The sequence below is a fragment of the Spirillospora sp. NBC_01491 genome, assembly GCF_036227065.1.
GTDB lineage: Bacteria > Actinomycetota > Actinomycetes > Streptosporangiales > Streptosporangiaceae > Spirillospora > Spirillospora xylanilytica.
Genome location: NZ_CP109432.1, coordinates 6,726,035 through 6,738,934, shown reverse-complemented (window position 1 = coordinate 6,738,934; position 12,900 = coordinate 6,726,035). Strand labels below are relative to the sequence as shown.

13 protein-coding genes are annotated in these 12,900 nt (G+C 73.5%); 4 read left to right on the top strand and 9 right to left on the bottom strand.

The window, feature by feature from the left end; all coding sequences use genetic code 11:
* Positions 1 to 37 precede the first annotated feature (37 nt).
* Together OHA34_RS31325 and OHA34_RS31320 are read left to right on the top strand one after the other, a co-directional pair.
* Entirely contained in the window at positions 38 to 1,684 is a 1,647-nt protein-coding gene (locus tag OHA34_RS31325) for an acetolactate synthase (protein WP_329519723.1), read from the top strand.
* Complete coding sequence (locus tag OHA34_RS31320) at positions 1,677 to 2,171, top strand: GNAT family N-acetyltransferase (protein WP_285937752.1); 495 nt, start codon at positions 1,677 to 1,679, stop codon at positions 2,169 to 2,171. The genes OHA34_RS31325 and OHA34_RS31320 overlap by 8 nt, the downstream gene beginning before the upstream one ends.
* 60 nt (positions 2,172 to 2,231) lie before the next feature.
* On the opposite strand, the gene bsaP is transcribed toward OHA34_RS31320, so the two are convergent.
* The 7 genes from bsaP to OHA34_RS31285 form a co-directional block, all read right to left on the bottom strand.
* The gene (bsaP, locus tag OHA34_RS31315; protein WP_285937753.1) at positions 2,232 to 2,426 is read right to left on the bottom strand and encodes a biotin synthase auxiliary protein BsaP; all 195 of its coding nucleotides are present in this window, start codon (positions 2,424 to 2,426) and stop codon (positions 2,232 to 2,234) included.
* Positions 2,427 to 2,483: 57 nt separating this feature from the next.
* On the bottom strand, positions 2,484 to 3,854 hold the full coding sequence (locus OHA34_RS31310) for an acetyl-CoA carboxylase biotin carboxylase subunit (RefSeq protein ID WP_285937754.1): 1,371 nt from the start codon (positions 3,852 to 3,854) through the stop codon (positions 2,484 to 2,486).
* Between the two features lie 137 nt (positions 3,855 to 3,991).
* Entirely contained in the window at positions 3,992 to 5,353 is a 1,362-nt protein-coding gene (locus OHA34_RS31305; RefSeq protein WP_285937755.1) for an HD-GYP domain-containing protein, read from the bottom strand.
* The gene (locus OHA34_RS31300; RefSeq protein WP_285937756.1) at positions 5,353 to 6,681 is read right to left on the bottom strand and encodes an HD-GYP domain-containing protein; all 1,329 of its coding nucleotides are present in this window, start codon (positions 6,679 to 6,681) and stop codon (positions 5,353 to 5,355) included. The genes OHA34_RS31305 and OHA34_RS31300 overlap by 1 nt, the downstream gene beginning before the upstream one ends.
* A gap of 482 nt (positions 6,682 to 7,163) precedes the next feature.
* Entirely contained in the window at positions 7,164 to 8,102 is a 939-nt protein-coding gene (locus OHA34_RS31295; protein WP_329519722.1) for an NAD-dependent epimerase/dehydratase family protein, read from the bottom strand.
* Positions 8,103 to 8,218: 116 nt separating this feature from the next.
* Entirely contained in the window at positions 8,219 to 8,560 is a 342-nt protein-coding gene (gene rsrA / locus OHA34_RS31290; RefSeq protein ID WP_285937759.1) for a mycothiol system anti-sigma-R factor, read from the bottom strand.
* Between the two features lie 86 nt (positions 8,561 to 8,646).
* Entirely contained in the window at positions 8,647 to 9,252 is a 606-nt protein-coding gene (locus OHA34_RS31285) for a sigma-70 family RNA polymerase sigma factor (protein ID WP_432763030.1), read from the bottom strand.
* Positions 9,253 to 9,678: 426 nt separating this feature from the next.
* Here OHA34_RS31285 and OHA34_RS31280 point away from each other — a divergent pair, with 426 nt between their 5' ends.
* Positions 9,679 to 10,569 carry a class I SAM-dependent methyltransferase gene (locus OHA34_RS31280; protein ID WP_329519721.1) on the top strand — a complete coding sequence of 297 codons (891 nt, stop codon included), beginning with the start codon at positions 9,679 to 9,681 and terminating at the stop codon, positions 10,567 to 10,569.
* A gap of 67 nt (positions 10,570 to 10,636) precedes the next feature.
* Here the strand turns inward: OHA34_RS31280 and OHA34_RS31275 are convergent, their stop codons facing one another.
* Positions 10,637 to 10,969, bottom strand: a complete 333-nt coding sequence (locus OHA34_RS31275) for a TraR/DksA family transcriptional regulator (protein WP_285937762.1) — start codon at positions 10,967 to 10,969, stop codon at positions 10,637 to 10,639.
* An 80-nt stretch (positions 10,970 to 11,049) separates the two neighbouring features.
* The gene (locus OHA34_RS31270; protein WP_285937763.1) at positions 11,050 to 11,847 is read right to left on the bottom strand and encodes an SOS response-associated peptidase; all 798 of its coding nucleotides are present in this window, start codon (positions 11,845 to 11,847) and stop codon (positions 11,050 to 11,052) included.
* 157 nt (positions 11,848 to 12,004) lie between these two features.
* Between OHA34_RS31270 and OHA34_RS31265 the strand changes: the two genes are divergently transcribed.
* Positions 12,005 to 12,757, top strand: coding sequence for a DoxX family membrane protein (locus OHA34_RS31265; RefSeq protein ID WP_285937765.1), 753 nt, complete (start codon positions 12,005 to 12,007; stop codon positions 12,755 to 12,757).
* The last annotated feature ends 143 nt before the right edge of the window (positions 12,758 to 12,900 follow it).

Sequence of the window (12,900 nt, the reverse complement as noted above, 5' to 3'; positions counted from 1 at the left end):
ACTCCCCGGACAAGCGTTCGCTTGTTACGGTGCGTCCATGAAGCCTGCACACGGTGGCGACACCGTGATCTCGGTGGTGCGCCGGCACGGCGTGGAGACCATGTTCACCTTGTCCGGGGGGCATGTGTTCCCCCTGTACGACGGCGCGGTCAAGGCTTCGGGGAGGCCGCGGATCCTGGACGTCCGGCACGAGCAGACCGCCGTGTTCGCCGCCGAGGGGACCGCCCGGCTGACCCGGCGGACCGGCCTCGCCGTCCTCACCGCCGGACCCGGCGTCACCAACGGCGTCAGCGGCATCGCGTCCGCGCACTTCAACGGCTCGCCGGTCGTCGTCCTCGGCGGGCGGGCCCCGCAGGGGCGCTGGGGCTCGGGCGCGCTCCAGGAGCTGGACCATCCCCCGCTGGTCGCGCCGATCACCAAGCTCGCGACCACCGCCGCCGGGCCCGACACCCTCACCTCGGACGTCACCCGGGCCTTCCAGACCGCGGCCGACCCGCACCGCGGGCCGGTCTTCCTCGACCTGCACATGGACCACCTGTTCGGCCCGGCCGCGCCGGAGCAACTGGTCCCGAGGACGCCGGCGGGCGCGCCGGACCGGCCGCCGGACCCGGACGCGCTCGCGGCCATCGCCGCGCTGCTGGCCGCGGCCCGGCACCCGGTGCTGGTGCTCGGCTCGGACGTGTGGATGGACGGCGCCGACGAGGCCGCCCGCGCGTTCGCCGAGGAGCTGCGGCTCCCCGTGGTCGCCAACGGGCAGGGCCGCGGCGTCCTGCCCGCCGGGCACGGGCTGCTGGCGACCCGCGCCCGGCGCACCGCGTTCGCCGAGGCGGACCTGGTCATCGTCGCCGGCACCCCGCTGGACTTCCGGCTCGGGTACGGGTCGTTCGGCGGCGGCGCGGCCAAGGTCGTCCACCTGGCCGACGCGCCCTCGGCCCTCGCCCGGCACACCGGCACGGCCGGCGCCGCGGCGGGCGACCTGGCGCTCATCTTCGCCGACCTGGCGGCGGCCTGCGTCACCGCCGGCGTCTCCCCCGCCGCGTACGCGCCCTGGACGGCCGCGCTCCGCGACGCCGCCCGCGCCGCGATCGCCGCCGACGCCGGACCGCTGGCCTCGGGCGCCGACCCGATCCACCCGCTGCGGATCTACGGGGAGCTGGCCCGGATCCTGGACGACGACGCGGTGGTGATCGGCGACGGCGGCGACTTCGTCTCCTACGCCGGCAAGCACATCGAGCCCGCGCGGCCCGGCGGCTGGCTCGACCCCGGCCCGTACGGCTGCCTCGGCACCGGCCTCGGCTACGCGATCGCGGCCCGGATCGCGCGCCCGGCGGCCCAGGTGGTGGCGCTGCTCGGCGACGGGGCGGCCGGTTTCTCCCTGATGGACGTCGATACCCTGGTCCGGCACGATCTGCCCGTGGTGCTGATCGTCGGCAACAATGGCGCCTGGGGGCTGGAGAAACACCCGATGCAGATGCTCTACGGCTACGACGTGGCCGCCGACCTCCAGCCGCAGTGCCGGTACGACCAGGTCGTCCGCGCCCTGGGCGGGGCCGGCGAGCTGGTCACCCGGCCCGACCAGATCGCCCCGGCGCTGCGCCGGGCGTTCGGATCCGGCGTCCCGTACCTGGTCAACATCGCCACCGACCCGGCGGTCGCCTACCCGCGCAGCACCACCGGTGTCTGAGGGCGTCACCGTCCGGCCGGTCCGGACCGCGGAGTACGGGCGGGTCGGCGCGCTGACCGTCGAGGTGTACGTGCACGGCGGGCTGGTCTCGCCCGCGTCGCCGTACGTGAGCACGCTCGCCGACGCCGCCGACCGCGCCGCGAAGTCGGAGCTGCTGGTGGCCGAGGTCGGCGGCGACCTCGCCGGAGCGGTCGCCTACTGCCCGCCGAGCAGCCCGTACGCGGAGCTGGCCGGGCCGGACGAGGCCGAGTTCCGGATGCTGGCCGTCCTCGACCGGGTCCGCGGCCAGGGCGTCGGCCGGGCCCTGGTGCAGGCGTGCGTCGACCGGGCGCGCGGCACCGGGCTGGCCCGCGTCCGGCTGTCGACGCAGGAGAACATGGGCTCGGCCCACCGCCTCTACGAGCGGATGGGGTTCACCCGCACACCGGACCGCGACTGGTCGCCCGTGCCCGGCGTCGACCTGATGACCTACGTCCTGCCGCTCTGACCCGGCGCCCGGCCTTCCGGCCCGGCGCGCTGCCCCCGGCCCTCCGCCCCGGCGCTCGGCTCAGGTGGAGGCCAGGACACCGTGCTCGGAGCAGCGGGCCGTCCAGCCCTGCGGCGTCACCTGGACGACCATGCGGCGGCGGCACCGCGCGCAGTAGCGCGGCGGCTCCATCCGCCGGGCGGCCCGGCACGCCTCGTGATCGGCGCCGCCCGCGTCGCCCGCGGGGTCCCCGCAACGGTCACAGTAGGTGTCCACGACCGGCACAGTACCCTCCGGCTACTCGACGACGCGATGAGGCCGCCGCTCTGGATCTCACGGGAGCACGGCCAGGGGACGCATGCGTTCCACGATCCCGGTGTCATAGGTCCCGCCCGTGAACTCGGGACGGTCGACCAGCTCGGCCAGGAACGGCAGGTTGGTCGGGAGCCCCTCGATCCGGAACGCGCCGAGCGCGGCGCGGGCCCGGCCGAGCGCCGCGGCGCGGTCGTCGCCGTGCACGCAGAGCTTGGCGAGCAGCGGGTCGTAGAACGGGGTGACGGTGTTGCCCTCGGCGTAGCCCGCGTCGATGCGGATGCCGGGGCCGACCGGCTCCTCCCACACCTCGATCTTGCCGGGTCCGGGCATGAACCGCTGCGGGTCCTCGGCGTACACCCGGAACTCGATGGCGTGCCCGCGGGGCTCGCGCGGGCCGAGCGCGACCGGCTCGCCCGCGGCGGCGCGGAGCTGCTGCTCGACCAGGTCGACGCCGGTGGTCATCTCGGTGACCGGGTGCTCCACCTGAAGGCGGGTGTTCATCTCCAGGAAGGAGAAGTCCTGGGCCGGGTCGACGAGGAACTCGACGGTGCCGGCGCCCCGGTAGCCGACCGCCTCGCCCGCGCGCACGGCCGCGGCCAGCATCCGCTCGCGCAGCGCCGGGGTGATGCCGGGCGACGGGCCCTCCTCGACGATCTTCTGGTACCGGCGCTGCACCGAGCAGTCGCGCTCACCGAGGGCGGTCACGGTGCCGTCCGCCAGGCCGAAGATCTGCACCTCGACGTGCCGCGCCCCCTGGACGAAGCGTTCGAGCAGGATGTCGGCGTTGCCGCCGGTCTCGCCCGGACCGCCGGCGAAGTACCGGTCGGCGGCGGCCCGGGCGGACGCGTACACGCGGCGCACCCCGGCCTCGTCGCGGGCCGTGCCCATGCCGACGCCGCCGGCGCCCGCGGCGGGCTTCACCATCACCGGGTAGCCGATGCGGTCGGCCTCCTCGGCGGCGGTGTCGGCGTCGGGCACCGGCTCCCAGGCCCCGGCGGAGACCGGGACACCGGCCTCCTTCATCAGGTTCCGGGCGTTGATCTTGTCGCCCATCCGGGCGATCGCCAGCGGCGGCGGCCCCACCCAGACCAGCTCCCGCTCGATCACCTGCCGGGCGAACCCGGCGTTCTCGGCGAGGAACCCGTACCCGGGGTGGACGGCCTGCGCGTTGGTGGTGCGGGCCGCCTCCAGCACCGCGGCGACGTTGAGGTAGCTGCGGGCGGGCTGCGCCGGGCCGATCAGGATCGCCTCGTCCGCCTCGGCGACGAACGGCAGGTCGGCGTCGGCCTCGGAGTACACCGCGATGGCCTTGAGACCCATCGAACGCACGGTGTGGATGATCCGGCTGGCGATCTCGCCCCGGTTCGCCACGAGCACCGACTCGAACACCTGCGGACTCCCCTTCGCCGTCTCGATCCCGTCGCACCGACGCCGCCGACACTAGCGGGACGCGCCCCCCTCGTCGGCCATGAGATCGACAAATACCGGCCCGGAGTTTTGTGCGCCGGTCCGCCCGCGGCCCGCCGCTACTGGCGGAGCCGCCGGTCGACCACGCGGCTCAGCGCCTCGACCACGGTCGGGTCGTACTCCGAGGCCGAGTCGAGGCGCAGCCGTTCGAGCACCGCCGCGCCCCGGTCGCGGTCGGACGACTCGCCGACCAGGTCGTCGTAGGCGTTGGCGACCTTGATGATGCGGCTGGCGAGCGGCGGCGGCAGCGGCCGGGCGTGCGCCGGGTCGCCGCCCTGCCGGAGCGGCTGCGCCTCGCCGTGCCCGGTCCGGTACGGGTGGGACGAGAGCCGGACGATGTGCGCCACCCGGTCGAGCACCCCGGTCTGCTTGATCACCTCGGCGCCCAGCTCGGCGATGCGGCGCTGCTCGGGCGGCGAGGCCAGCACGGTCGCGCCGCCGGGGATCGGGTCGCCGAGCGAGAGCTGCCCGATGTCGTGCATCAGCGCCGCGTACTCCAGTTCGAGCAGCTCCTCCTCGGACATGCCGAGCTCGCGGCCCATCGCCACCGCCAGCCGGGACACCCGCCGCGAGTGCCCCGTCTCGACGTACCCGCCGACCTCGGTGACCCGGGACAGGGCCCGCACGGTCTGGAGGTAGGTCGCGCGGATGCCCGCGTACCGCCGGAACGCGAACTGGGTGACCAGGATCGGCGCGGTGAAGACCATCAGCGCGGCCGGGCCCATCGCGGTGGTGGCCACCGCGATCAGCATCGCGGTGGCGCCGATCGCCGCGCACAGCGCGAGCTTGGCCCGGATCTCGTCACGCAGCGCGATGCCGAACCGGGCCCGGACCGCCTCGGCCCGGATCATCGCCGCGATCACCACGTCGGTGAAGCACGACACCACCACCACGACGCCCATCACCGCCAGCAGCAGCTCCCATTCGAGCCGGGCCGACACCACCGGGCGGAAGCACAGCGCCACCACGGTCACGGTGAACAGCCGCCGCGCCATCGCGTCGGGCCGGGGCGAGCGGCCCACCGCGATGTGCGGCAGCGACCCGACCAGCATGCCCGCCGCGGTCACCGCCACGACCTGGAGGGCCGAGTGCCCCGCCGGGACCACGTGCAGCGGCAGCGCGCCGCGGGAGCCGTCCGGCCCGGTGCCGATCAGCAGCGCGTAGCCGATCGCGCCGGCGCTGGCGATCGGGGCGACCTCGCGGTTGCCCGGCATCACCATCCGGAACAGCTCGCCGAGCGCGATCAGCACGCCGAAGACGATCGCGATGTTGGGCTGGTCGAGCCCGACCGCGGCGACCTGGGTGACCGCGACGACCACCGCCAGCCCGGCGGTGGCGATCAGCAGCAGCTGGCCCGAGTCGATGCTCTGCCAGGCCGCCCGCTCGCGGGTGCGCATCTGCGCGCTCATCACGTCGCGCATCAACGCACCCGGATGGGGGCGCTCGGGTCGTCGTGGTCCTGCTGGGTGGTCTCCACGACGTCGTCGTCGGGCAGCACCACCGGCTGCGGCGGCTCCCACCCGGTACGGTCCAGCGCGCACAGGAACGCCTCCACGATCGCCGGGTCGAAGTGGTCGCCCATCCCCCGGCGCAGCTCCTGCACGGCCTCCTCGATCGTCCTGGCGGCCCGGTAGGACCGCGTGGAGGTCATCGAGTCGAACGCGTCGGCGACCGAGATGACCCGGGCGAACTCGGGGATCTCGTCGCCGGCCAGGCCCATCGGGTAGCCGCGGCCGTTCATCTTCTCGTGGTGGTGCATGATCCCGGCGAGCGCCTCGTCGAGGAATCCGATCTCGCGGACGATCTCCAACCCGCGCATCGGATGCAGCTGGATCGCGGCGAACTCCTCCTCGGTGAGCGACCCGGACTTCTGGAGCACCTTGGTCGGCACGCCGAGCTTGCCCACGTCGTGCAGCATGCCCGCGTAGCGGATCGCCTCGACCCGGTCGGGCCGCATCCCGATCTCCTGGGCGATCATCACCGAGCCGCGGGAGACCCGCTCGGAGTGCCCGCGGGTGTAGTAGTCCTTGGTCTCGACCGCCTGGCAGAGCGCGGCGAGGGTGGCCGCGTGCGCCTGCTGCTGCGCGTGCGCCTGCTCCATCGCCCAGCGGGCGACGAACAGCGGCAGCAGCACCAGCACCGCCGAGAACGGCCCGACCCGCTGCCACAGGCCCGCGATCAGCAGGCCGAACATGCCGTAGCCGAGGCACCCGGACGCGAGCTGCCCGCTCCCGCGCAGCAGGTCGCGCGGCACGGCCTGCCGGCTCAGCAGCAGCACCCCCGCCGTCAGGGACATGTTGACCAGGACGAAGGTGACCAGCGCGCCGAGGAACGGCACGCTGACATGCTCGACCCACCTGGTCTGCCCGGCCTCGAAGCGGTGCCCGCCGAGCAGGTTGAACACCACGCCCGCGGTGTAGCCGCTGAGCGCGAACTGCGCGCCGTTGAACAACCGCTTGACGGGGGCGAAGAACCGCTGCCCGGTGACCACCGCGCAGAGGCCGAGCAGCGCCGCACCCGCCGGGCCGAGGAGCACCACCCCGGCCAGGCTCGCGGCGAAGCTGAGCGACACCTTGGCCCGTTCGACGCTGAGCTGAGCGGGCGCGGAGTCGCAAATGAGGAAGAGCACGGCCAGCACGGCCAGCTTGTACCAGTCAAGCTCCGCAAAGGACGACGTCGCGATGAGGCCGGCCGCGAGGGCCACCACACCGCAGACGTACGCCCAGGCAGCGAGAGGTAGTCCACGCATTGCCGCCCCCCTCGGGAGTGACGAATGAGCGGGCCGCCGCCAGGATCGCCGGTGCCGGCCGGCACCGGCCGGCACGCGACTAGACCCAGGACACGCCCTTGGGCATCATCAGCGACGACGACACCAGGGCAGGCCGGTCGAGACCGGCCGTCACCACCTGCTCGGGCATGACTACTGCCTCCCCCCACACCGGGCCGGCCGGACCGCCAGATCCGGCCACCCGAACCGGCATGGTCCGGGCTTCCCGGGCGGGCGCATACCCACTATCGGAGGGCATGCACCTGTTCCCGTCGCTGAATTCGGCACAAGCCTAACGTGGGAGGCCCAGGTCACACAGGCATGCGAGAAATCGTGAGCAAAGCGTGAAGTAATCGTCACCTTAGGTGACCAATCGCCCCAGAAGATCCACACAGGGTACTCGCACGCTCGCTCTGCACAACCGTACTGCACGTGCACGTCAATCCGGGCGTTCTCGGTGAGACTCAGGCGCGCCGGTCGCCCGCCGCGCCACCGCGCTCGCGGGCCCACGCGACCGTTTCCGCCAGCCCCTCGCGCAGCCCCACCCGGGGCTCCCAGCCGAGTTCCCGGCGGGTCGGCCCGGGGTCGACCGACATCGCGGGCAGGTCGCCCAGCCGGGCCGGGGCGAACTCCGGCTCGTCCGCCGCGCCCACCGCCTCGGCGACCATCGCATGCAGGTCGCGGTCGGTCGTTTGCAGGGCCGTTCCCACGTTGAACCGCTGCCCGCCGCCCCGCTCGCCCGTCGCGCGGGCGAACGCGTCGACGACGTCCTGAACGAAGACGTAGTCGCGGGTCTGGCGGCCGTCGCCGAACACCTTGGTCGGACGTCCCGCCAGAAGCGCGTCGGTGAAGATGGAGATGACCCCGGCCTCGCCCTCCGGCGTCTGCCTCGGGCCGTACACGTTGGCCAGCGTCAGGGTGGTGAAGTCGATGCCGTGCAGCGCCCCGTACATCTGGGCGTAGACCTCGCCCGAGACCTTGGACGCGGCGTACGGCGACGCGGGACGCAGCGCGGCGGTCGGCGGGACGGGCAGGGCGTCGGGCACCCCGTACACCGCACAGCTGGAGGTGAAGACCACCTTCCGCGCGCCCGCCGTGCGGGCCGCCTCCAGCACGCCCGCGGTGCCGACGACGTTCACCCGCGCGTCGCGCAGCGGGTCGGCCACGCTCAGCCGCACGCTGACCTGCGCGGCCAGATGGCAGACGACCTCGGGACGGCGCTCGGCCGTCCGCACGGCCAGCTCGGGGTCGGCCACGTCCATCCGCCACAGCTCGACACCGGGGCGGATGTTGGACCCCGACGACAGGTCGTCCACGCCGATGACCTCATGGCCGTCGGCGAGCAGCCTGTCGACGAGGTGGGAGCCGATGAAACCGGCCGCGCCGGTGACGAGTACGAGCACCCGAGCACGATAGCCGGGCCGGCCCCGCACCCGCGATGACGGGGCACGGCCATGACCGGGACCCGCCAGACCCGCCCACGGCGGGTCCGGCACGTCCGGGCGTGGTCAGCGCCCGGTCAGGCCGTCTCGGACGACCTGGCCGCGTCGCCGATCCCGCCACCGGCCGGATTTCCGGCCTCCCTGGCGGGGTCGCCGGAGCGGATCTCGCTGCACACCTGCTCGATGCGGCCGAGTACTTTGGCACGCAGGTCGCCCGGGGCCGACTCGCAGGCGCAGGACTTGTTCACCAGCTTCTTGACGGCCTCCTCGAGGCCGTACTCGCGCAGGCACGGCCCGCACTCGTCGAGGTGCTCGCGCACCTCACCGCAGCCGCCCTGGTCGAGCTCGCCGTCGAGGTAGGTGTAGACCCGGGCCAGCACCTCATCGCACGGGGTGTCGTGGTGATCGCCACAGCTCATGGCTCACGCACCCTTCTCGCTCACCGCACGGAGGGCCGCGCCCTCCCGGCGCTCGCTCCGCTCACCGCGGCGGGTCCGTACTCGGCTCATGCCGATCCCTCCCTCGCGCGCGACAGGCCGCGCTCCTGAGCGTAGTCCTCGAGCATGCCGCGCAACTGGCGGCGGCCCCGGTGCAGACGCGACATCACCGTGCCGATGGGCGTGCCCATGATCTCGGCGATCTCCTTGTACGCGAAGCCCTCGACGTCGGCGAGGTAGACCGCGATGCGGAACTCCTCGGGCAGGTCCTGCAAGGCCCGCTTGACGTCGGAGTCGGGAAGGTGTTCGAGCGCCTCGGCCTCGGCCGACTTGAGCCCGCTGGAGGTGTGCGACTCGGCCCGCGCGAGCTGCCAGTCCTCGATCTCCTCGGTGGCCGACTGCTGGGGCTGGCGCTGCTTCTTGCGGTAGGAGTTGATGAACGTGTTGGTCAGGATCCGGTACAGCCACGCCTTGAGGTTCGTGCCTTCCTTGAACTGGTGGAAGGAAGCGAACGCCTTGGCGAAGGTCTCCTGCACGAGATCTTCGGCATCGGCGGGATTGCGCGTCATGCGCAGCGCGGCCGAGTACAGCTGGTCCAAGAACGGGAGCACGTCGCGCTGGAACCGCTCCTGGCGCTGCTCCACGGTCTCCGTGGTGCCCGGTACCTGACCCACCCCCTTGGCTGTGGCGACGCCGGCGGCGTCGTACCCCACAGACGATATCGGGCCGCGCTGCCTGATGACGCCGGTGGGGGCCGGTGCGCCTCCGGGCGGCGCCGTCAGCGGCCTTCCGCCACGGTGTTCGGCAACGGCTGTGGTCATCTGCCTGCACCTCCGCTGTACTGGTCTGTCTTTCCCCGTCCGCGGGCGCCTCCGGGCTTTACCCCTGTCCTGGCGCCGCGCGTAAACGGTTGTGAGACGGTGCAACGCCGGGACCGGCCCGCCGATTCCCTGACCGGGAGTGATGGGCGGACCGATTTCGGACGAGTTCCGTGCGGGTTCGGGACACCTCACCCCGACCTGTACGCAGGGTGATGACCGGGCCCTGGCGGGGAAGAAGTCCTCATACACGGCGAGAACAGGAGCAAACCGTTGCTACCGGTGCCGGCGCGACCTCCCGAACCCACCATCGCCAGCCTGCGCGACGCCCCAGGAGACGGGACGGGAGACGGCGATACCCTGGCGCTGTATTGGACGTTCTACTGGGCCGTGGCCGAGGCCCAGTTCGCCCGGTGGCTGCCCCGCAGACCCTCCCGCGTGCTGGACGTGTCCGGCGGGCAGGGGCACAGCGCCACCCAGGCCACCGCCGCCGGGCATTCGGTGATCGAGGTCCTCGATCCGGGGCTCGGTCAGTCCGGCAAGGGCGGCGAGGCGGGCAAGGGCGGCGGGCCCGGCAGGATCCGCGGCGCCGGGAAGGCCCGCCAGGCCGGCGGCGTCCGCGCGGCCGGGAGGATCCGGGAGGCGGGCGGCGGCCGTCCGGCCGGGCACGCTGCGCGGGTGATCGCCGACTCCGGCTCGCTGACCTTCCTGAACGACCAGTGCGTGGACGCGGTGGTGGCCGAGAACCGGGTGCTGTCCCGGCACCTGGTCACCGAGTCGACGGTCGCCGAGATCGCGCGGGTGCTGCGGCCCGGCGGCCGGGTGCTGCTGTCGGTCGACTCGCTCACGCTCGGGATGGCGCTGCTGGCCGAGCAGAACTGCTGGGCCCACCTGTCGGACGTGCCGAGCGCCGAAGTCGTGCTGGTGCCCTGGCCGGACGGGACGATCACCCGCTGCTTCTGGGCCGACCAGCTCCGCGAGCTGCTCACCGAGGTCGGTCTCGAGGTCGAGTGGATCAGGCCGCGCACGGTCCTGTCGCCCTCGACGGTCGAGCACGTCCTCAAGACGTCCCCCCAGGCCATGCCGCGGCTGGTGCGCACCGAGCTGAACGCCCCGCCGGGCGACGAGTCCCTCGGCATCCACCTGCTGGCCAGCGCCCGCCGCACCCCCTGACCCGCCCACGCGGCGCGCGGTCCCAGCCGCGCGCCGCGTGGGGGCTCGGGGCCCCAGCGCGTGGGGCTCAGCGCGTGGGGCGGTCGTGCGCGGTCTGGCAGGCGACGCAGCGGGCGGCGTCGGGACGGGCTTCGAGGCGTCCTTCGGGGACCTGCTCGCCGCAGCCGAGACAGCGGCCGTACCGGCCCTCGGCGAGCCTGGCCAGGGCCGCGTTCACGCCTCGGCGGTGCCGTTCGAGCGAGTCGAGCGCGGCCTCCACGCGGTCGCTGTCGGAGAGGCCCGCGCCGGCGTCGGCGGCGGAGTTCTCCCGTTCGGGGCGCTCGTCGCCGAGGATCGCGATCGACCGCTCCAGGTCGGCGAGCATGGACTCGAGGCGGGCACGGGCGGCGGCGCTGTCCACGGTGCTCCGATCTCCTCCCGGCGGGGTCCCGGGCGGGGGGGTGGGCCGCCTCCGGTCGCCCCGGGGGGGCGCGGCGGCGGTCAGAACAGGGTGTCGGAAGGGCTGCCAGAACTGTTCCCGTTCGTAGAGGGTTCAATGAGTTCCGGTCCGTTGTTCTTGACATTGTTGACGGCCTTCGACACCGGGAACGCCTCCATCGTCCCGGCCATCGCGGGCACCAGCAGCTCACGGACCCCGGCGGCCTCGGTCAGGCCCGGGTCGAGCCAGGCGTCCCAGCGGTCGGGCTCGACGACCATCGGCATCCGGTCGTGGATGCGGCCGACGTCGTCGGGGGCGTCGGTGGTGATCACCGTGGCGGTCCAGACCCACTCACCCTCGGGCGATTTCCAGAGCTCGTAGAGGCCGGCCATGGCCATCACTCCGCCGTGCTTGGGGCGGATGTAGAACGGCTGCTTCTGCGGCTTCTTGGCCTTCTTCTGCGGCTGGGCGGGGTCGAGCGCGGCTCCGGGCCCCTGGTCCTGGAGGGTGTACCACTCGAAGTAGCCGTCGGCGGGCAGCAGGCAGCGGCGCTGGGCGAACGCGCGGCGGAAGGCGGGCTTCTCGTCCACCGTCTCGGCCCGCGCGTTGATCATCCGGGCGCCGACGGACAGGTCCTTGGCCCACGACGGGACCAGCCCCCACCGCACCGTCCGGAGCTGGCGGACCGGGGCCTCCTCCTCCGGGGCGTCCTTGGGGCGCCGGACCAGCACGGCCGGGACGTCCTTGGTCGGGGCGACGTTGTAGTCCGGCTGGAGATCCCCCTCGACCGCGTCGACCTGGACCTGGAACTGGTCCAGGAGTTCCTGACGCGCACGCGCTGTGGCATATCGACCGCACATGCCCCCATCCTGCCCCGTGCCTCCGACGGTACGGACGGACGGAGCCGACGGCGCGGTACGGAGCAGAGCGGGCGAAGCGGGGCGTCCAGGCAGTTTTCCGGACTGCCGCCCGGCGTGCCGGTGCTTGATGTCCGGCGTGCTGGGCATGTACGCGAGCATGCGACCCATCACGACTCTGGCCCGCCCGTTCGTGGCGGCTCCGTACATCATCACCGGCCTGGAGACGCTCCGCGATCCCACGCCGCGCGCCGAGCAGGTCGCGCCCACGCTCAAGCCGATCGTCGACCGGCTCGACTGGCTGCCCACCAAGGATCCGGAGACCCTCGTGCGGATCGAGGGCGCGCTCAGCCTGGGGACCGGCGCGCTGCTGATGGCCGGCAAGTTCCGGAGGCTGACCACGCTACTGCTCGCCGCGCAGCTCGTGCCCGCGCTCGCGACCGAGCACCGGTACTGGACCGAGGACGACCCCGAGCGCCGCAACAGCGAGCGCTCGCACCTGCTCAAGAACGCCGGCCTGTTCGGCGCACTGCTCATGGTGGCCACCGAGCCGCGCCACGTGTCCCGCCGCGCGCCGCGTGCCGCCGACCTCCGGCGGCAGACCCGCGAGGTCCGGATCAGGGCCGGCGCGGAGACCAAGGCACTGCGCCGGGAGACCGCCGCGGAGATCAGGAACGCCCGCCGGGAGGCGGCCCGCCAAGTGCGCGACGTCCGCCGCGAGGGGAGCCGCAGGGCGGCCCTGGGCACGGCCAAGGCGTCCAAGGGGGCGGCCAAGGTGTCGATGGGGGCGGCGAAGGCCGGGCAGAGTGCGGGGAAGGGCGCGGCGAAGGCCGGAAAGGGCGCGACCAAGGCCGCCAGGGCGGTCCGGACCTCCAAGGCCGGAAAGGCCGCGCGCTCGTCCTTCGGACGTTGAGCGGGCCCACTTTCCGAAGGGAGCCTTGAAAGAGGCTCAGAGCGCCGTTGAGCCGCGCACCGGTCCGGCCCCGTGCTGCCTGCTGACCGCCCGTTCCATCTGGGACGCCCCCAGAGGACGGCCGCCGGGCCTTCGATGCGCCT